Below are 18,246 nucleotides of genomic sequence, written 5' to 3'. Positions count from 1 at the left end.
CCTGCCACGGCGGGAATTCCAAGGCGAGTAAGGTCTGTTGTGGACCATGCTGAACCCAGCATCAAGGAAGGATTTTCCGATGCTTGCACGACTTCTGCGACCCAAGCACGTGGCGTCGGCGCACTGCGACCTGCCGTGCGGTGTCTACGACCCGGCCCAGGCTCGCATCGAGGCCGAGTCGGTCAAGGCGATCATGGAGAAGTACGCCGCGAACGACGACCCGGTCTTCCGTACCCGCGCGCTCATCATCAAGGAGCAGCGGGCCGAGCTCGTCAAGCACCACCTGTGGGTCCTGTGGACCGACTACTTCAAGCCGCCGCACCTGGAGGCCTACCCCCAGCTCCACCAGCTGTTCTGGGAGGCCACCAAGCTCGCCGGCGCGGCCGGCGGCAAGGGAACGGTCGACCCGGCGCAGGCCGACGAGCTGCTCGGCAAGATCGACGAGATCTCCAAGATCTTCTGGGCGACCAAGGCCGCCTGAGCGGGTCACCGCTGATCGGACCCCAGGCCCCGTGCGACGCGTGTTCGCACGGGGCCTGACCTGTTGGGATGTCCCATTCAGGTGTCTTAGGGTGTTCTTGAGGTGCTAATTCGCCCCGATCGCGAGTCCAAACGGACCGCTCACCCCGGCGGGGCTGTAGGTTGCAGTCAGCGACTCTGCGAGGAGGAACGTGACCGAACACACCGAGACACCCGCGGTCGGCATGGGCGGGATCCGCGACGTGGTGAGCGTCCGGTTGCCGGCGGCGAGTGCCTATCTGTCCGTGCTGCGTACGGCCACCGCCGGGCTGGCTGCACGGCTGGACTTCACGCTGGACGAGATCGAGGATCTGCGGATCGCGGTCGACGAGGCGTGCGCGATGCTGCTGGGCGAGGCCGTGCCGGGCACGGACCTGACCGCCGAGTTCGAGCTCACCGGTCAGGTGATGCAGGTCCGGGTCGAGGTCAGCACGGTCGGCGGTTCCGCGCCGAAACGCGATGACTTCGCCTGGATGGTGCTCACCGCCCTGACCGACGACGTCGACGCCGTAACCGACTCCCCCGACCGCATGGCGATCGTGCTACGCAAGCGCCGAGGCGCGGCGAGGCCGGCGTGACGGAAAGGACTCGTGCCATGGCCGCCAGCGACCACGCGGTACCCGACCGGGTACGCGCGCGCCTGCTCTTCGCGGAACTGGCGGAGTTGACCCCCGACGACTCGCGGCGCCAGCGTATCCGCGACGAGCTCGTGGAGCTCCACCTTCCCCTGGTGGAGTACCTCGCCCGCCGGTTCCGTAACCGGGGCGAATGGCTCGACGACCTGACCCAGGTCGCCACCATCGGCCTGATCAAGTCGATCGACCGTTTCGACCTCGACCGGGGGGTGGAGTTCTCCACCTACGCCACCCCGACGATCGTGGGCGAGATCAAGCGGCACTTCCGCGACAAGGGCTGGGCGGTGCGCGTGCCGCGACGGCTGCAGGAGCTGAAGCTGTCGCTGACCAAGGCGATAAGCGAGCTGTCGCAGCGGGAGGGCCGCGCGCCCACGGTGAGCGAGCTCGCGGCCTATCTGAAGATGTCGGAGGAGGAGGTGCTCGAGGGGCTGGAGTCGGCCAACGCCTACTCCACGGTCTCGCTCGACGCCCCCGACTCCGGTGACGACGACGCGCCCGCGGTGGCCGACTCGCTCGGCATCGTCGACGACTCCCTGGAGGGTGTCGAGTACCGCGAGTCGCTCAAGCCGCTGCTCGAACGGCTGCCGCCGCGCGAGAAGCGGATTCTGCTGCTGCGGTTCTTCGGCAACATGACCCAGTCGCAGATCGCCACCGAGCTCGGCATCTCCCAGATGCACGTCTCGCGGCTGCTGGCCAGGACCCTGGCGCAGCTCCGCGAGGGCCTGACCGCCGAGGACTAGGACCGGACCGGCGGGGGTCAGTCCGGCCGTTCGTCCCCGTAGAGGGCGTGGGTCGTCGGCGGGGACAGCAGCGTGACCAGTCCGGCCAGGGTCGCGGCGATGAGCGGGATGCCCATCGCGCCCTGGCCGGACTGGATCAGCGTGATCGCGACGATCGTGGTGAAGATCTGTGCCACCACTCCGGGGCCGCGTGCCCACCGCTGCGTCTGCAGCAGGCCCCACGCCACCCACAGCAGGGCCGCGCCGACGGCGATCCCGAACCCGGCGACGAAGAGGGAGCTGATCGGGTCGGACGGCTTGCCGATCACCGTTTCGACGCCGACGTAGCCGCCGAGGAGCACGGCGAGGATTCCTTCGAGCGCCACGACGACGGCGGCGACGGTGAGGGTGACGGGGCGGTTGGACACGCCCCAACCCTATCGCCGGGCCGTCCCGGTCCCCCTTCACCCGGCATAACCCCCGTATCGACCGATACGCTGGCGTTATGCGCGCCCTCCTCCTGGTGAATCCAAAAGCGACGACGACCAACCAGCGGACGCGCGATGTGATCATCAGGGCTCTCGGCGCGAGCGTGGACCTGACCGTCGAGGAGACCGGCTACCGCGGCCACGCCGCCCTGCTCTCCCGCAAGGCCCGCGAGTCGGGGTACGACGCGGTGGCCGTCCTGGGCGGCGACGGCACGATCAACGAGGCGGTGAACGGCCTGCTGGACGACGCCGGTGATCCCCACGACGCCGGTGACCCCCCGGAGCCGCGGGGCCCCCGCGGCTCGGCCGACCGGCCGGCGCTGCTGGTGATCCCCGGCGGGAGCGCCAACGTCTTCGCGCGGGCGCTCGGCCTGCCCAACAGCCCGGTCGAGGCGGCCGGCGCGGTGCTGGAGGCGCTGCGCGAGGGGCGGCGGCGGACCGTCGGCCTCGGGCGGGCCTCCTGGAACGGCGAGAGCCGCCACTTCACCTTCTGCGGCGGCATGGGATACGACGCCGAGGTGATCCGGGCGGTCGAGGGGCTGCGCGGCACGGGATACCGGGCCACCCCGGCGCGCTACGTGAACACCGCGCTGCGGCACTACCTGTCGACCGACCGGCGGCGGCCCGCCATGTCTCTGGAGGGCCCCGAGGTGCCGTCCGCCGAGGGCATCTTCCTGGCGATCGTCTCCAACACCTCGCCCTGGAGCTACGTGGGGTCCCGGCCGGTCTGCCCGACCCCGTGGGCGAGCTTCGACACCGGCCTCGACATGCTGGGGCTGTGCCGGCTGGGCCTGCCGACGATGCTCGACCTGGTGCCGCAGATCCTCGGGCGCCGCGAGACCCTGCCCACCGGCCGCCATCTGGTGCAGCTCCACGACGAGGGCGAGTTCACGCTCACCGCGGAGCGGCCGGTGGCCTTCCAGCTCGACGGCGACTACCTGGGCGAGACGGAGCGGGTGACCTTCCGTTCCATCCCGGACGCGTTACAAGTTCTGGTCTAGTTCGTTACATAGCGTCATTGTGTGATGCATCCGACATGCACGGATGGCAAAACATTCGGGCAAACCTCTTGCGTGTACTGGGCGTGGCTGCCAATCTCAACAGTGACGTCGGAACGTAGGACCTTTGAGCGGGCACCTCGCTCCCAGGCCACCGGCGATCAAGCGGACGCGCCTCGAACCGAACAGGGTTCGGGTCATTGTTCGCCATAATTAGTGAAACTCTTCACAAAGTGAGCCGACGGAGCCTGCGGCAAGGGCTCCTCTTACGAAGGAGTGGACGCATGGACTGGCGCCACCGCGCTGCCTGCCGTGACGTGGACCCCGAGCTGTTCTTCCCCATCGGCAACACGGGCCCCGCTCTCATGCAGATCGAAGAGGCCAAGCAGGTGTGCCACACCTGCTCGGTGAGCGAGGCCTGCCTGAAGTGGGCTCTGGAGTCCGGCCAGGACGCCGGCGTCTGGGGCGGCCTCAGCGAGGACGAGCGCCGCGCCCTCAAGCGCCGCACCGCCCGCGCCCGCGTCCGCAGCGGCGCCTGACCGCCACCCGCCGACCGGCGCCCCACCCCGCCCGGGAACCCCGGAGTCCGGGCGTCTGACCGCCCGCGAACCGGACCTCGGCACCGCGGGAGGAGCGCCCGAACGACCCGCTCAGGCCGCGGGCAGGGGGATGTCGAGGGTCACCTCCGTCCCCCCGCCCGGCCTGGGATCGATCGCCAGCCGCCCGGCCAGCTCCCCGACCACCAGCGTGCGGACGATCTGCAGGCCCAGGCTGGTGGTGGACTCCGGGTCGAACCCCTCGGGCAGCCCGCGGCCGTCGTCCGAGACGACCACCCGCAGCCGCTCGTCCCCCCGCGACACGATCACCTGCAGCCGGCCCGGCCGGTTCGCGAACCCGTGCTGGACGGCGTTCTGCAGCAGCTCGGTGAGGACCATCGCCAGCGGCGTGGCCACCTCCGAGGGCAGTACCCCGAACGTCCCGACCCGGCGCGGCGTCACCTTCGCCTCCGGGGCGGCCACCTCCCCCGTCATCGCGATCACGCGGTCGGCGATGTCGTCGAAGTCGACCTGCTCCTCGGGCGTGTGGGACAGCGTCTCGTGCACGATCGCGATCGACCCGACCCGGCGCACCGCCTCCTCCAGCGCCTCCCGGCCCTCCGGCACCCGCAGCCGCCTGGCCTGCAGCCGCAGCAGCGCGGCGACCGTCTGCAGGTTGTTCTTCACCCGGTGGTGGATCTCCCGGATCGTGGCGTCCTTGGTCATCAGCTCCCGCTCGCGCCGCCGCAGCTCGGTGACGTCGCGGATGAGCACCAGCGCGCCGATCCTGCCACCGCCGACGACCAGCGGGATCGCCCGGAGCTGCACGACCGTGCCGCCCGACTCGACCTCGGTCTCGCGGGGCTCGCGGCCGCTGGCCACGATCATCAGGTTCTCGTTGATCGGCTCGTCGGAGTAGCACAGCGCGGCGGTCGTCCGGCCCAGCTCGGCCCCGACCAGGTCGGCGTTGAGGCCCAGCCGCCGGTAGGCCGACAGCGCGTTCGGCGAGGCGTAGGTGACCCGGCCGGCGCGGTCGAGCCGGAGCAGCCCGTCGCCCACCCGGGGCGAGCGCACCAGGATGGGCTCGGCGCCGGAGAACGGGAACCGCCCCTCGGCCACCATCTGGGCCAGGTCGGAGGCGCTCTGCAGGTAGGTCAGCTCCAGCCGGGACGGGGTGCGTGCCGACGACAGGTTCGTCGAGCGCTGGATCACACCCAGGAAGTGGTCCGCCCGCCGTACCGGGATGGTCTCCTCACGGACCGGGACGCCGCTCGACCAGTCGGGGTCGCCCTCCCGGCAGATCCGCCGCTCGTCCCACGCCGTGTCGATGAGCGGACGCTCGCCCTTGCTCACCGTCACCCCGACGATGTCGTCGTGGTAGACGGTGGGCCCCGTGGTGGGGCGCATCTGGGCGATCGCGATCCACCCGGAGGCGTCCCGCAGCGGGATCCACAGGATGAGGTCCGCGAACGACAGGTCGGCCAGGAGCTGCCAGTCGGAGACCAGCGAGTGCATCCACTCGATGTCCGCTTCGTTGAGCGCGGTGTGGCGAACCGCCAGGTCGCTTAGAGTCGGCACTCGTGCATCATGCGTTCTTTGCCGGTCCGAATGCGAATCGGGCGGGTCCGGCTGGAAGGATTTCCCCATGGAGCAGAGCCCCCGGCACGTCCCGGACCCGCTCGCGCGGTTTCGCTCGGCGGCGGCGGACCGCGAGGCGGCCGGGCTGAGGCGGGCCCTGCGCCCCCGCACCCCGGACGACGACGGCATGATCGACCTGGCCTCCAACGACTATCTCGGCCTGGCCAGGGACGCCCGCCTCGCCGAGGCCGCCGCGGCGGCCGTCCGCGCCTGGGGCACCGGCTCCACCGGCTCCCGCCTGGTCACCGGCTCCACCGCGCTGCACGCCGAGCTGGAGGCCGCCCTGTGCGCCTTCACCGGCTCCCCCGCCGCGCTGGTGTTCTCCTCCGGTTATCTCGCCAACCTCGCCGCGGTCGCGGCCCTGGGCCGGGACGCGCTGGTGGTCTCCGACGCCGGCAACCACGCCTCCATCGTCGACGCCTGCCGGCTGTCGCGCTCGCGCGTGGTCGTCACCCCGCACGGCGACGCCGGGGCGGTGGAGAAGGCCCTCGCCGGCCGGACGGAGGAGCACGCGCTCGTGGTCACCGACGCGCTCTTCTCCGTCGACGGCGATCTCGCCCCGCTCGCGGAGCTCCACGAGGCCACCGTACGGCACGGCGCGCTGCTCGTCGTCGACGAGGCCCACTCGCTCGGCGTGCTCGGCCCCGGCGGCCGGGGCGCGGTGTACGAGGCGGGTCTGGCCGGTGAACGCAATGTTGTGAAAACGATCACACTCTCCAAGTCCCTGGGCTCCCAGGGAGGGGCCGTGCTCGGGGCTCCCGAGGTGATCCAGACCCTGCTCGACACGGGTCGCCCGTTCATCTTCGACACCGGCCTGGCGCCCGCCTGCGTTGCGGCGGCACTCGCCGCTCTGGATATCCTTCGGAACCAGCCCGAACTGCCCGGACACGTGCGAGCCAGGGCGAGGGAGCTGGCCTCGGCGGCCCGCGAACTCGGCCTGGAGACGAACGACCCGGCGGGTGCGGTCGTCCCGATCGTGCTCGGCCATCCCGAGACGGCGCTTCGGGCCGCCCTCATCTTCGCGGACCACGGAGTGCGCGCCGGATGCTTCCGGCCGCCCTCGGTGCCGGTCGGCCGCTCTTGCCTGCGGCTTACCGCGCGGGCCAATCTGACTTCCGATGAACTTGCGGTGACCGAGGACGCACTCACCGCCGTGGCCGAGATGAAGGTGACCATGTGAGTGAGCGAAGCGGACGGGTCCGGCGGGCCCGGTACTTCGGGCACGCCCGTTCCAAGCCGTCCGGCGAGGTGCTGCCGTGACGGACGAATCCCCCCGGATCCCGAAATACTACGACGTTAAGCGCAACCTGCTCACGCTCACCAAGAGCCTGCCCGCGGGCAGCGCGCTCCCCCCCGAGCGGACGCTCGCCGTGCGCTTCGAGACCTCCCGGACCACCGTGCGCCAGGCCCTGTCGGAGCTGGTGGTCGAAGGCCGCCTGGTGCGCATCCAGGGCAAGGGGACGTTCGTCGCGCACCCCAAGGTCGCCCAGGTCCTCCAGCTCACCTCCTACACCGGTGACCTGCGGACCGTCGGCCTGGAGCCGGACACCAAGATCCTCGACATCAGCTACGTCACCGCCGACGAGCCGCTGGCCCGCCGCCTGGCGATCAACCCCGGCGGGCGGGTACTGCGCATCCACCGGCTGCGCCTGGCCAACGGCGAGCCGATGTCGATCGACACCACCCACCTGTCGGCCAGGCGCTTCCCCCGGCTCCGGCGCGAGCTGGAGGTGCACTCCTCGCTGTACGAGACGCTGCACAACGCCTACAACGTGCGGCTGACCGACGCCGAGGAGATCATCGAGACCGTGCTGGCCACGCCGTACGACGCGCAGGTGCTGGGGGTGGACGTCGGCCTGCCGATGCTCCTGCTCACCCGGCACGCCTTCGACGCCGAGGGCGACCCGGTGGAGTGGGCGCAGTCCCTCTACCGGGGCGACCGCTACAAGTTCGTCACCCGGCTGCGCCGCCCCTGACCGCGGCCCGCGCGAGCGCCGCCCCGCCCGGTCACACCGTACGGCGGGGCGGCGCAACCGCGCCCTGGCACTCCCGGAAACGTCCCGTGGCCGGGGCGGGGGAGGCCGGGGCCTCCTAAGGTGAGGGGGGTGAGCATTCTCGTGGTCACCGGTACCGACACCGGAGTGGGCAAGACGGTCGTCACCGCGGCCGTGGCGTCGCTCGCCAGGGAGCGGGGCTCCTCGATCGCCGTGGTGAAGCCCGCGCAGACCGGGGTGGGCGAGAACGAGCCCGGGGACCTCGACGACGTCATCCGGCTGTCCGGGGTGACGACCACGTTCGAGTTCGCCCGGTTCCCCGACCCGCTGTCCCCGGCGGCGGCCGCCCGCGTGTCGGGCCTGCCGCAGGTCTCCCTGGCCCGCGCGGCGCTACGGGTCAGGGAGCTGGCCGAGTCGCACCGGCTGGTGGTCATCGAGGGGGCGGGCGGGCTGCTCGTCCGCTTCGACGAGGAGGGCGCCACCCTGGCCGACCTGGCCCGGGCCCTGTCCGCGCCGGTGCTCCTGGTGTGCCGGGCCTCCCTGGGCACGCTCAACCACACCGCGCTGACGCTGGAGGCGATAGCCCACCGGGGGCTCGACCTGGCCGGGGTGGTGATCGGGTCCTGGCCCGCCGAACCCGGCCTGGCCGAGCGGTGCAACGTGGCCGACCTGGAGATGCTGGCCGCCCGGCCGCTGGCGGGCGCGCTCCCGGAGGGCTCCGGCGCGCTCGACCGCGACTCCTTCGCCCGTACGGCCCACGCGGGCCTGGGCCCGGCGCTGGGCGGCGCGTTCGACCCGGCGGTCTTCCGGAGCGGCCAGGGCCGCCTGCCGTAGCGCCGGGACCGCTGCCTGTGGTGATATCCGTACCGGTATGGATCCGGCTCTAACCACAATATTGGACAAGGTCCGCCGGATCTGGTGTTCTCATCCTTTCAGTGATCCCTGTGACGATCCAGATGAGGAGCCTCGTCGTGCGGCACCCCCTTGTCCCCTTCCGACCGGCGCCGGACGCCGCTCCCCGCGGCGGGGGCGTCTCGCGCGCCGCGCGCCTCCTGGCCGCGGCGGCCGTCGCGGGCGCGCTGGTGGCGGGCCTCGCGCTGCCGGCGGTCGGCGGCGCGGGGCTGGCCGTCATCACGGCGTCCGACGAGCTGAACCTCTCCCCCGCGGACCTCGTCGAGCCGCCGCTGGCCGAGAAGTCGACGGTGCTGGACTCCCGGGGCAACGTGATCGCCCAGTTCTACGAGGAGTACCGCGAGGTCGTCCCGCTCGACCGGGTGGCCGACGTGATGAAGACGGCGATCGTCTCGATCGAGGACGACCGCTTCTACGAGCACGGCGCGATCGACGTCGAGGGAACGGTCCGGGCGCTGGCCAGGAACCTGTCCTCCGGCGGGGTGAGCCAGGGCGGGTCCAGCATCACCCAGCAGTACGTCAAGCAGGTGCTGCTCAACTCCGCCACGACCGAGAAGGGCAAGGCCAAGGCCCTGGAGGCCAGCTACGCGCGCAAGCTCAACGAGCTTCGCCACGCGATGGCGGTGGAGAAGAAGTACACCAAGGACCAGATCCTGGAGAAGTACCTCAACATCGCCTACTTCGGCGCGGGAGCCAACGGCGTGCAGGCCGCGGCCAAGCGCTTCTTCGGCCGGTCCGCGGCCAGGCTGACCCTGTGGCAGGCCGCCACGCTGGCGGCGGCCGTGCAGTCGCCCAACGACACCGACCCGAGCCGGGGCGCGGCGTACCGGAAGCGGCTGCTGGAGCGGCGCGACGTGGTGCTGAACCGGATGGCGGACCTGGGGAAGATCACCCCGGCCGAGGCCGCGGCGGCGAAGAAGCGGAAGCTCGGCTACCGCGGCACCCCGCTGCCGGGCGGGTGTGAGGCGAGCCCGTACCCCTACTTCTGCCTCTACGTGCGCAACGAGATCCTCACCGACCCCGCCTTCGGCAAGACCCCGCAGGCCCGCAGCCGGTTCCTCAACCGCGGCGGCCTGACCATCCACACGACGCTGGACCCGAAGATGCAGGCCGCCGCCGATCGGGCGATCCGCAAGCGGGTGCACGCCTCCGACAACCCGGTGGCCGCCGAGGCCCTGGTGCAGCCGGGCACCGGCGCGATCAAGGCGATGGCGGCCAGCCGCCGCTACGGCTCCGCCGAGCGGAAGAACGAGATCTCCTACAACGCGGTCGCCGACGTGGCGCACGGCGGTCTGATCGGATTCCAGGCCGGCTCGACGTTCAAGACCTTCACGCTGATCACCGCGCTGAAGAAGGGCATGAAGCCCGACCAGGGCTTCACGGCGGGCGCGGGCTACCGCGCGCCGGGCTACTCGGCGTTCAAGAACTGCGCGGGCCAGAGCATCGGCGACCCGTCCCACACCGTCACCAACGACGAGGGCTCGCCCGGGTTCAAGACGCTGCGCACCGGCACGTGGGCGTCGGTCAACACCTTCTTCGTGGAGCTGGAGCAGCGCGTGGGACTGTGCGACACCGTGCGGACCGCCCAGTCGCTGGGCATCAGGCGGGCCGACGGCAAGCCCCTGCGGGAGTTCGAGACCTTCACGCTCGGCATCAACGAGATGGACCCGGTGACGGTGGCGAGCGCCTACGCGGCGATCGGGGCGCGCGGCAAGTACTGCCGGCCGATGGCCATCACCCGGATCACCGACCGCGACGGCAAGGACAGCGTCTGGCGGCCCCGGTGCCGGCAGGCGCTGGAACCCGAGGTCGCCGACGCCACGGCCGACATCCTGTCGGGGGTGTTCACCAGGGGCACCATGAGCGGCGTGGGCGGCATCGGCCGCGACGCCGCGGGCAAGACCGGCACCACCGACGCCTACGCCACCGCCTGGTTCGCCGGGTTCACCCCGGACCTCGCGGGCGCGGTGAGCCTCGGCGACCCGCGCGGCTCGCAGAAGTACAAGCTCACCGGCGTCACCATCGGCGGCCAGTACTACGGCTCCGTCGTCGGCGCCAGCATCCCCGGCCCGATCTGGAAGGACACCATGCTGGCCGCGCTGAAGGGCGTCCCCGCCACGTCCTTCCACCCGATCGACCGGGACCGGTTCAGCGGCTGCGGCGACGGCTGCGCCCCGCGCAGGCCCACCGGGGAGCGGGACGGCGACCGCGGCGGTGACCGGGGCGGAAACGAGAACGGGAACGGGCAGGTGGAGGTGGTGGGATGAACGCCGCCGCCCGCGGCCCGGCCGGGTCACCTCGCCGAACGCGGCCGATCCCGCATTCGCCGGACCGGTGGGCTCTCCCGGTCGCGGAAGGCCGCTCCCCCGGGTCACCGGAAACGATGCGGAGCCGCCTGGTTCCGGGATCGGCCCGGCGCGGCTCCCCCAGGTCACGGGAAGCGGGAATCGCCCCCGGCGATGCCCGCGGCGGCGTTAGGCGGGACGAATCTGGGCAGGGTGAACAAGCCCTGTCCGGCTAAGTGACTGACTGGTAGGTTGCGCGTTATGGAGTCTCCAAAGCACGCGGGTGACATCGCCGTCGCCGTCTCCAAGGCATACGGCATCGAGACCATGTTCACCCTTTCCGGCGGACACGTCTTCCCGCTCTACGACGGAGCGGTCCACGAGGGCCTGCCCATCGTCGACGTGAGGCACGAGCAGAGCGCGGTCTTCGCCGCCGAGGCGACCGCCCGGCTGACCCGCAGACCGGGCCTGGCCGTGCTCACCGCCGGTCCCGGCGTCACCAACGGCGTCAGCGGAGTCGCCACCGCGCACTTCAACGGCTCCCCCGTGGTCGTCATGGGCGGCCGGGCGCCGCAGTCGCGCTGGGGGGCCGGCGCGCTGCAGGAGATCGACCACCCGCCGCTGTTCGCCCCGATCACCAAACTGGCCTTCACCGGCTCGGGCCCCGACTCCGTGGCCGAGGACGTGGAGATGGCCTTCCGCACCGCCCTCGCCCCGCACCGCGGCCCCGTCTTCCTCGACTTCCACATGGACCACCTGTTCGCCGCGGCGCCCCCGCCGGACCACGCCATCGAGACGCTGACCCCCTCGCCGCTGGAGCCCGACTCCGACGCGCTCGCCGAGGTCGCCCGGCTGCTCGCCGAGGCCGAGCGCCCGGTGCTGGTCCTGGGCTCCGACGTGTGGATGGACCGCGCCGAGGAGGTCGCCCTGGCCTTCGCCGAGGAGCTCCGCCTGCCGGTCATCCTGAACGGCCAGGGCCGCGGCATCCTGCCCGCCGGGCACGAGCTGCTGGTCACCCGGGCCCGCGGCATGGCGTTCTCCCAGGCCGACCTGGTGATCGTGGCCGGCGCCCCGCTCGACTTCCGCCTCGGCTACGGCTGGTTCGGCGGCAAGGACGGCGCCCCGCTCGCCCGGGTCGTCCACCTGGCCGACGCGCCGTCGCAGCTCACGACGCACATGCAGCCCGCCGCGACCGCCGCGGGCGACCTGTCGCTGGTCTTCTGGGGTCTCGGTACGGCCTGCGCCGACGCCGGCGTGTCCCCCAAGACCTACCAGCCGTGGCTGGCGCGGCTGGCCGAGGCCGCCGCCGCGGCCGTCGCCGGCGACGCCGAGCTGCTGGCGTCCGGCTCCGACCCCATCCACCCGATGCGGATCTACGGCGAGCTGAACAAGGTCCTCGCCGACGACGCCGTGGTCATCGGCGACGGGGGCGACTTCGTCTCCTACGCCGGCAAGTACGTCGAGCCCAGGCGGCCGGGCAACTGGCTCGACCCGGGCCCGTACGGCTGCCTGGGCACCGGCCTGGGGTACTCCATCGCCGCCCGGCTGGCCCGCCCCTCCTCGCAGGTGGTGCTGCTGCTCGGCGACGGCGCGGCGGGCTTCTCGCTGATGGACGTCGACACGCTCGTGCGCCACGGCCTGCCGGTGGTGATGATCTGCGGCAACAACGGCATCTGGGGCCTGGAGAAGCACCCCATGCAGATGCTGTACGGCTACGACGTGGCCGCCGAGCTGCAGCCGCAGTGCCGCTACGACCAGGTGGTCACCGCGCTCGGCGGCGGCGGCGAGCTCGTCACCGACCCGTCGGAGATCGGCCCGGCGCTGCGCCGTGCGTTCGACTCCGGCGTGCCGTACATGGTGAACATCGCCACCGACCCGTCCATCGCCTACCCGCGCAACACCACGGGCGTCTGACCCGCCGGTTCCGGGCGCCACCGGCGCCCGGAACCGGCGGGGCATGGGCGTCGCGGGCCCCCGGAACGTCAGAGCCCGGACGCCCGGCCGGTCAGGGCTTGGGCGTCGCGGCCGGGGAGGCCGGCGGCGAGCTCTCCGGGCACTTGGGGTTGGCCAGCACGATCTCCACCGGCTTACGCGGGTCCCACTCGGTCCCGGGGGCGGGATCCTGCTCGACCACCCGCACGCACATCTCGTAATTGATGTCGCCGCTCGCGGTCACCTTCACCTTCAGGCCCGCCTGCCCGAGCCGGCCCTTGGCGGGCTCCGGCTCCAGGCCCCGAACGTCCGGCACCTGCACCTTCTGCACGGTCGGCGTCGGCGTCGGCGACGGCTTGGGTTTCGGCGTGATGGACGGCTTCCCGGTCGGCTCCGGCGTGGGCTTCTCGGTCGGCTCCGGCTCCTCGGTCTCCTTCGGCTCCGCGCTCGGCCTCACCGGCTGGCGGTCGACGGTCGGGGTGGGGGACGGCGACTTCGTGCGCCTGCCCTTGGAGGGCTTCGAGGGCTGCTCGGAGGGAGTCGCCGTGGCCTCCGCGGCCAGGTCGGTGTGCGACACCTTGTCGCTGGACGCCATCGCGTTGATGCCCACCGCCGCCAGGCCGGCGCAGAGCACGCCCGCCACGGCGACCGCGGCCAGCATCCCGCCCCGGCGGCGCGGTTTGCGCCCGGCGCGGCGGCCCCGCTCCCCGGAGGCCGCCTCGGCGGCCGCGCCGGACGCCGCCGTCGTCGCCGCGGCCGACGCGGCCCCCTGGTGGGCCGTCTGCTGGCCGGCCTGCCAGCCCGCCTGCGGCGCGGACCCTTGCCAACCGGCCTGCTGCCCGCCCTGGCCCTGCCAGCCCGTCTGCTGCCCGCCCTGGCCCTGCCAACCGGCCTGCTGGCCGCTCTGGCCCTGCCAACCCGCCTGCGTGGCGTTCCACCCGGTCTCCGGCGGGCCGGGCTGGCCGAACATCATCGGGCCGGTCTCCGGCCCGAGCTGCCCGGCCTGCCGCGCGGCGGCGCTCATCGCCGCGGCGCTGGGGAACCGCCGGGCCGGGTCCTTCGACAGCGCCTGCTCCACCAGGGCGCGGACCGCGCGCGGGATGTGCGGAGGCAGCGGCGGCGGGGCCTCCCGGATGTGCTTGAGCGCGATCGTGACGGGCGTGTCGCCGTCGAACGGCCGCTGCCCGGCGAGGCACTCGTAGGCCACCACGCCCAGCGCGTAGATGTCCACCGCCGGGGTGACCGGCGCGCCCTCGGCCTGCTCGGGCGCGCAGTAGGCGGCGGTGCCGAGCACCATGCCGGCGTCGGTCAGCCTGCTGGCGGCGTCGGACCTGGCGATGCCGAAGTCGGTGAGCACGAGCATGCCGTCGGGCCGCACCAGCAGGTTGCCGGGCTTGATGTCGCGGTGAACGATCCCCTGGTCGTGTACGGCCTGCAACGCCGAGGCCGCCTGGGAGATGAGCTCCATCGCCGGGCCCGGGGCGATGCTCCCCAGCCGGCTCAGCAACCGGTCCAGCGGCTCGCCGTCCACGAACTTCATCACGAGGTAGGCCGTCGCCCCCGCGCCGGGCACCTCGTGAACACCGTAGTCGTAGACGTCGACGACCCCCGGATGGTTGATCGTCGCCATGGCCCGGGCCTCGCCCTGGAAGCGCACGAGGAAGCCGGGGTCGTCGGTACGGCCCGGGAGCAGCACCTTGACGGCGACGGTCCGGGCCAGAACCGTGTCCTCGCCGCGCCAGACCTCGCCCATGCCACCGGCGCCGATGCGGGTATCCAGGCGATACCGCCCCGCCAGCGTCGTGCCTTGGGCCACCATTACTCCCCCGTAACCCTTCCCGCTCCCACCCCAGGATTCTCCAAGAAAGCGGATCCGTATCGCGTCACCGTAACGCCACGGTAACGAAACCCTGCATGCCGGATGCCTCACAAATAAGACGCGTGCCGTAGCATCGCACAAAACTCACAGCTTTTGCGGAGACTTGTACACCTTGCCCGACTCGTGAGGATAAGGGGAAATCTCCGGCGGTCCTCCAGCCGGACGTGATGATCACGGGGACGGACCCTATGCTGGCGCGCATGACGCTCGCTCCCGGCCTGCGCGCCCGGATCCTCACCATGGTCGAAACCTCGGACACCGCGGCGAAGGTCGGCAGCGGGGACGTCCCGGTGCTGGCCACCCCCCGGCTGCTGGCCCTCGCCGAGCGGGCCACCGTCCAGGCGGTCGCCGACGCCCTCGGCCCCGGACAGACCTCCGTGGGCACCAAGGTCGCCCTGGAGCACCTGGCGGCCAGCCCGGTCGGCACCCACGTCGAGATCGCCGCGGAGCTCACCGAGGTGGACGGCCGCCGCCTGGTCTTCGCCTTCACCGCCCGCGACCGGCGCGACACCGTCGTCGCCACCGGCACGATCGAACGGGCGGTCGTCGACCGCGAGCGCTTCCTCGCCCGGGCCGCCCGCTGACCGGTCACGGACCGCCCTGCAAAATCCCGCCGAACCCGGCCGAACCCGCCCGCCGGACGGCGAGCGGGTGGGGCGGGGCGCGACCCGCTACTCGATCACTGCGATGACGTCGCCCTCCTGGATGACGTCTCCCTCGGCCACCTTGAGCTGGACGACGACGCCGTCGTCCTCCGCGATGACCGGGATCTCCATCTTCATCGACTCCAGGATGACCAGGGTGTCGCCGTCCTCGACGGTGTCACCCTCGGCCACGAGGACCTTCCAGACGTTCGCCACCATCTCCGCGCGCACTTCAGCCACCGGAAACTCCCATCACTCGCATAGTCCAACCGTGTCAGAGCGGCCCGTTCAGGCCCTCATGCGGGCCACCAGCCCGGTGTCGTAACCGCCGCCGACGAACTCGGGATGCGCCAGCAGCTCGGCGCAGAACGGCAGGTTGTTCTTGGGCCCCTCGACGAGGAAGCCCGCCACCGCCTTGCCCGCGCGCTCCAGCGCCTCGTCACGGGTCTCGCCGTACACGCACAGCTTGGCCATGAGCGGATCGTAGAACGGCGTCACCGTGTTGCCGCCGGTGTAGCCGGAGTCCACCCGGACGCCCTCGCCGGACGGCTCCTCCCACACGTCGATCTTCCCGGGGCCGGGGAAGAACCGCTTGGGGTCCTCGGCGTACACCCGGAACTCGATCGCGTGGCCGCGCGGCGCCGGCGGCGGCTCGACCGCCTCGCCCGCGGCGATCCGCAGCTGCAGCTCCACCAGGTCCACCCCGGTGACGAGCTCGGTCACCGGATGCTCCACCTGCAGGCGGGTGTTCATCTCCAGGAACACGAAGTCCTGCCGGTCGGCGTCGACCAGGCACTCCACGGTGCCGGCGCCGAGGTACCCGACCGCCTCGCCCGCCCGGACCGCCGCCGCCAGCATCCGCTCGCGCAGCTCCGGGGTGACGCCGGGGGACGGCGTCTCCTCCACGACCTTCTGGTGCCGGCGCTGCACCGAGCAGTCGCGCTCACCCAGCGCGAGGACGGTGCCGTCGGCGAGACCGAGGATCTGCACCTCGACGTGGCGGGCGCGCTCGATGTAGCGCTCCAGCAGGATCGCCGGCGGCCCGCCGAACCGGGCGGCGGCCCGGGACGCCTGCTCGAACGCCTTGGCCAGGCCCGCCTCGTCGTGGGCGACGCCCATGCCGATGCCGCCGCCCCCGCCCGCGGCCTTCACCATGACCGGGTAGCCGATCCCGGCGGCGGCCGCCACGGCCTGCTCGAGCTCGGTGACCGGCTCGCGGGTCCCGGCGGCGACCGGCACGCCCGCGGCCTCCATGAGGTTCCGCGCGTTGATCTTGTCGCCCATCCGCTCGATCGCCTCGGGCGACGGGCCGATCCAGGTCAGACCCGCGTCGACGACGGCCCGGGCGAAGCCGGCGTTCTCCGAGAAGAACCCGTAGCCGGGGTGGACGGCCTGGGCGCCCGACGCGCGGGCCGCCTCGAGCACCTTGCCGGCGTCGAGGTAGCTCTGCGCGGGGTTGGCCGGGCCGAGCAGGATCGCCTCGTCGGCCTCCCGTACGAACGGCAGATCGGCGTCGGCCTCGGAATACACCGCGATGGCCCGCAGGCCCATGCGACGCACCGTACGGATGATCCGCCGCGCGATTTCGCCGCGGTTTGCGACCAGAACGGACTCGAACACGTTGGTGGACCCCTTTCGACCGCTCCACCCTATGACCGTGGGCTCCGCACAACCCTTCGCCCGAAACCACCGATCACGGCGAGGCGATCTGTAGGAATTCCACAAATCCCTCAGGCTCGACGCGCCGGGACGAGCCTGCCGATGACCCGGGTCATCGCCTCGACGATCTCCGGGTCGTACTCGTCGCCCGCGCCCAGGCGGATCCGGTCGAGGGCCGCCGCGGCCCGGACCCGGTCGGTGGAACCCCCCACCAGGTCGTCGTAGGCGTTGGCCGCCTTGATGATCCGGCTGGCCTGCGGCGGGTCCTCCGCGCAGGAGTCGCACTGGCGGCGGACGGCCTCGGCCACCCGGTCCAGCACCCCGGTCTGCCGGATCACCTCCGCCCCCAGCTCGGCGATGCGCCGCGCCTGCCCGCGGTCGGTGAGCACGGTGGCCCCGCCGGGAATCGGGTCACGCAGCGAGAGCTGGCCGATGTCGTGCATGAGCGCGGCGTACTCCAGCTCCAGCAACTCGGGCTCGGCCATGCCCAGCTCCCGGCCGATCGCCACCGCCATCCGGCTCACCCGGTGGGAGTGGCCCGGCTCGACGTACCCGCCGACCTCGGTCACCCGCGCCAGCGCCCGGACCGTCTGCAGGTACGTCGCGCGAATCCCGGCGTACTTGCGGAAGGCGACCTGGGTGACCAGCAGCGGCGCGGCGAAGACCAGCAGCGCGGCCATGCCCATGCTGTGCGAGGCCAGCGCGAGCAGGATGCCGGAGGCGGACACCGCCGACCACAGCGGGGCGGCCGACCGCAGCTCGTCGCGGATGACCACCCGGAAGGCCACCCGGACCCGCTCGGCCCGCAGCACGGCGGCCAGCACCACGTCCGCCAGCACCATCAGGGCGATGAGCAGGGCCATCACCCCCAGCGGCGGCCACCAGCCCTCTCCCCGCCCCCTCGTCAGGCCGAACAGCCCGTCGGCCAGCGGCCGGTAGGCCAGCGCCAGCAACCCGCCGGTGAACAGCCTGCGCGCCATGGCGTCCAGCTTCGGCGGGCGGCCCACCGCCAGGTGCGGCAGCGCCCCGGCCGTCATCCCGACCGTCAGCACCGCGACGACCTGCAACGCCGAGTGCCGCGCCGGGACGTCGCCCATGTCCAGCAGCAGCGTGTAGCCGAGCGCCGCCGCCGCGCCGATCGGCGCCACCTCCCGGTTGCCGGGCATGGTGAGCCGCGCCAGCTCCCCCACCGCGATCAGCGCGCCGAACCCGATGGCGATCTCCGGATCGACCAGCCCCGCGGCGGCGGTGTGCGCCACGCCCACCGCGGCCAGCACCCCGGCCGCGCAGACCAGCAGGAACCGGACCGAGTCGAACCTGCGCAGGGCCCGGGCCGCCGCACCGGCGGCGGGGCGGCCCGCCGCCCGGCGGCCCATCGCTTCGTGGCCGATGGTCTCGTTCGCTGCGC

Annotated in this window: 17 protein-coding genes; 11 read left to right on the top strand and 6 right to left on the bottom strand. The window is 72.5% G+C overall.

The window, feature by feature from the left end:
* The first annotated feature begins 79 nt into the window (after positions 1-79).
* From sodN to IEZ10_RS17125, 3 genes are all read left to right on the top strand, one after another.
* Positions 80-481 carry a superoxide dismutase, Ni gene (sodN, locus tag IEZ10_RS17135; RefSeq protein WP_189247515.1) on the top strand — a complete coding sequence of 134 codons (402 nt, stop codon included), beginning with the start codon at positions 80-82 and terminating at the stop codon, positions 479-481.
* Between the two features lie 190 nt (positions 482-671).
* Entirely contained in the window at positions 672-1,097 is a 426-nt protein-coding gene (locus IEZ10_RS17130; RefSeq protein WP_373287403.1) for an ATP-binding protein, read from the top strand.
* A 17-nt stretch (positions 1,098-1,114) separates the two neighbouring features.
* Complete coding sequence (locus IEZ10_RS17125) at positions 1,115-1,894, top strand: RNA polymerase sigma factor SigF (protein ID WP_218912380.1); 780 nt, start codon at positions 1,115-1,117, stop codon at positions 1,892-1,894.
* 17 nt (positions 1,895-1,911) lie between these two features.
* Here IEZ10_RS17125 and IEZ10_RS17120 read toward each other — a convergent pair whose 3' ends face one another.
* Entirely contained in the window at positions 1,912-2,301 is a 390-nt protein-coding gene (locus IEZ10_RS17120; RefSeq protein ID WP_189247514.1) for a hypothetical protein, read from the bottom strand.
* Positions 2,302-2,378: 77 nt separating this feature from the next.
* Here IEZ10_RS17120 and IEZ10_RS17115 point away from each other — a divergent pair, with 77 nt between their 5' ends.
* Positions 2,379-3,362 carry a diacylglycerol/lipid kinase family protein gene (locus IEZ10_RS17115; protein ID WP_189247513.1) on the top strand — a complete coding sequence of 328 codons (984 nt, stop codon included), beginning with the start codon at positions 2,379-2,381 and terminating at the stop codon, positions 3,360-3,362.
* 281 nt (positions 3,363-3,643) lie between these two features.
* Positions 3,644-3,898, top strand: a complete 255-nt coding sequence (locus tag IEZ10_RS17110; protein ID WP_189247512.1) for a WhiB family transcriptional regulator — start codon at positions 3,644-3,646, stop codon at positions 3,896-3,898.
* Between the two features lie 111 nt (positions 3,899-4,009).
* On the opposite strand, the gene IEZ10_RS17105 is transcribed toward IEZ10_RS17110, so the two are convergent.
* The gene (locus IEZ10_RS17105) at positions 4,010-5,473 is read right to left on the bottom strand and encodes a PAS domain-containing sensor histidine kinase (RefSeq protein WP_189247511.1); all 1,464 of its coding nucleotides are present in this window, start codon (positions 5,471-5,473) and stop codon (positions 4,010-4,012) included.
* Positions 5,474-5,540: 67 nt separating this feature from the next.
* On the opposite strand from IEZ10_RS17105, the gene IEZ10_RS17100 reads away from it, so the two are divergent.
* From IEZ10_RS17100 to IEZ10_RS17080, 5 genes are all read left to right on the top strand, one after another.
* Entirely contained in the window at positions 5,541-6,713 is a 1,173-nt protein-coding gene (locus IEZ10_RS17100) for an 8-amino-7-oxononanoate synthase (protein ID WP_189247510.1), read from the top strand.
* Positions 6,714-6,789: 76 nt separating this feature from the next.
* Complete coding sequence (locus tag IEZ10_RS17095; RefSeq protein WP_189247509.1) at positions 6,790-7,509, top strand: GntR family transcriptional regulator; 720 nt, start codon at positions 6,790-6,792, stop codon at positions 7,507-7,509.
* A gap of 129 nt (positions 7,510-7,638) precedes the next feature.
* The gene (gene bioD, locus IEZ10_RS17090; RefSeq protein WP_189247508.1) at positions 7,639-8,361 is read left to right on the top strand and encodes a dethiobiotin synthase; all 723 of its coding nucleotides are present in this window, start codon (positions 7,639-7,641) and stop codon (positions 8,359-8,361) included.
* Between the two features lie 110 nt (positions 8,362-8,471).
* Positions 8,472-10,706 (top strand): transglycosylase domain-containing protein, encoded by a 2,235-nt coding sequence (locus IEZ10_RS17085; RefSeq protein WP_229811360.1) that lies wholly within the window; start codon positions 8,472-8,474, stop codon positions 10,704-10,706.
* 279 nt (positions 10,707-10,985) lie between these two features.
* Positions 10,986-12,638 (top strand): acetolactate synthase, encoded by a 1,653-nt coding sequence (locus IEZ10_RS17080; RefSeq protein WP_189247507.1) that lies wholly within the window; start codon positions 10,986-10,988, stop codon positions 12,636-12,638.
* A gap of 91 nt (positions 12,639-12,729) precedes the next feature.
* Here IEZ10_RS17080 and IEZ10_RS17075 read toward each other — a convergent pair whose 3' ends face one another.
* Positions 12,730-14,475, bottom strand: a complete 1,746-nt coding sequence (locus IEZ10_RS17075) for a serine/threonine protein kinase (RefSeq protein ID WP_189247506.1) — start codon at positions 14,473-14,475, stop codon at positions 12,730-12,732.
* A gap of 260 nt (positions 14,476-14,735) precedes the next feature.
* Between IEZ10_RS17075 and IEZ10_RS17070 the strand changes: the two genes are divergently transcribed.
* Positions 14,736-15,119, top strand: a complete 384-nt coding sequence (locus tag IEZ10_RS17070) for a thioesterase family protein (protein WP_229811359.1) — start codon at positions 14,736-14,738, stop codon at positions 15,117-15,119.
* Positions 15,120-15,206: 87 nt separating this feature from the next.
* Here the strand turns inward: IEZ10_RS17070 and IEZ10_RS17065 are convergent, their stop codons facing one another.
* The 3 genes from IEZ10_RS17065 to IEZ10_RS17055 form a co-directional block, all read right to left on the bottom strand.
* Positions 15,207-15,419, bottom strand: a complete 213-nt coding sequence (locus IEZ10_RS17065) for a biotin/lipoyl-binding carrier protein (protein ID WP_189247504.1) — start codon at positions 15,417-15,419, stop codon at positions 15,207-15,209.
* A gap of 48 nt (positions 15,420-15,467) precedes the next feature.
* Positions 15,468-16,799 carry an acetyl-CoA carboxylase biotin carboxylase subunit gene (locus IEZ10_RS17060; RefSeq protein WP_189247503.1) on the bottom strand — a complete coding sequence of 444 codons (1,332 nt, stop codon included), beginning with the start codon at positions 16,797-16,799 and terminating at the stop codon, positions 15,468-15,470.
* 110 nt (positions 16,800-16,909) lie between these two features.
* Positions 16,910-18,214 (bottom strand): HD-GYP domain-containing protein, encoded by a 1,305-nt coding sequence (locus IEZ10_RS17055; RefSeq protein ID WP_189247729.1) that lies wholly within the window; start codon positions 18,212-18,214, stop codon positions 16,910-16,912.
* Between the last annotated feature and the right edge of the window lie 32 nt (positions 18,215-18,246).

The sequence above is a fragment of the Streptosporangium pseudovulgare genome (assembly GCF_014648055.1).
Taxonomy (GTDB): Bacteria; Actinomycetota; Actinomycetes; order Streptosporangiales; family Streptosporangiaceae; genus Streptosporangium; species Streptosporangium pseudovulgare.
This window is presented reverse-complemented; position numbering and strand designations above follow the sequence as displayed.

Coding starts and splice junctions, on each gene's coding strand:
- IEZ10_RS17055 (WP_189247729.1), bottom strand. CDS start 18,214: ATGGGCCGCCGGGCGGCGGGCCGCCCCGCCGCCGGTGCGGCGGCCCGG.
- IEZ10_RS17115 (WP_189247513.1), top strand. CDS start 2,379: ATGCGCGCCCTCCTCCTGGTGAATCCAAAAGCGACGACGACCAACCAG.
- IEZ10_RS17080 (WP_189247507.1), top strand. CDS start 10,986: ATGGAGTCTCCAAAGCACGCGGGTGACATCGCCGTCGCCGTCTCCAAG.
- IEZ10_RS17070 (WP_229811359.1), top strand. CDS start 14,736: ATGACGCTCGCTCCCGGCCTGCGCGCCCGGATCCTCACCATGGTCGAA.
- IEZ10_RS17075 (WP_189247506.1), bottom strand. CDS start 14,475: ATGGTGGCCCAAGGCACGACGCTGGCGGGGCGGTATCGCCTGGATACC.
- IEZ10_RS17125 (WP_218912380.1), top strand. CDS start 1,115: ATGGCCGCCAGCGACCACGCGGTACCCGACCGGGTACGCGCGCGCCTG.
- IEZ10_RS17110 (WP_189247512.1), top strand. CDS start 3,644: ATGGACTGGCGCCACCGCGCTGCCTGCCGTGACGTGGACCCCGAGCTG.
- IEZ10_RS17100 (WP_189247510.1), top strand. CDS start 5,541: ATGGAGCAGAGCCCCCGGCACGTCCCGGACCCGCTCGCGCGGTTTCGC.
- sodN (WP_189247515.1), top strand. CDS start 80: ATGCTTGCACGACTTCTGCGACCCAAGCACGTGGCGTCGGCGCACTGC.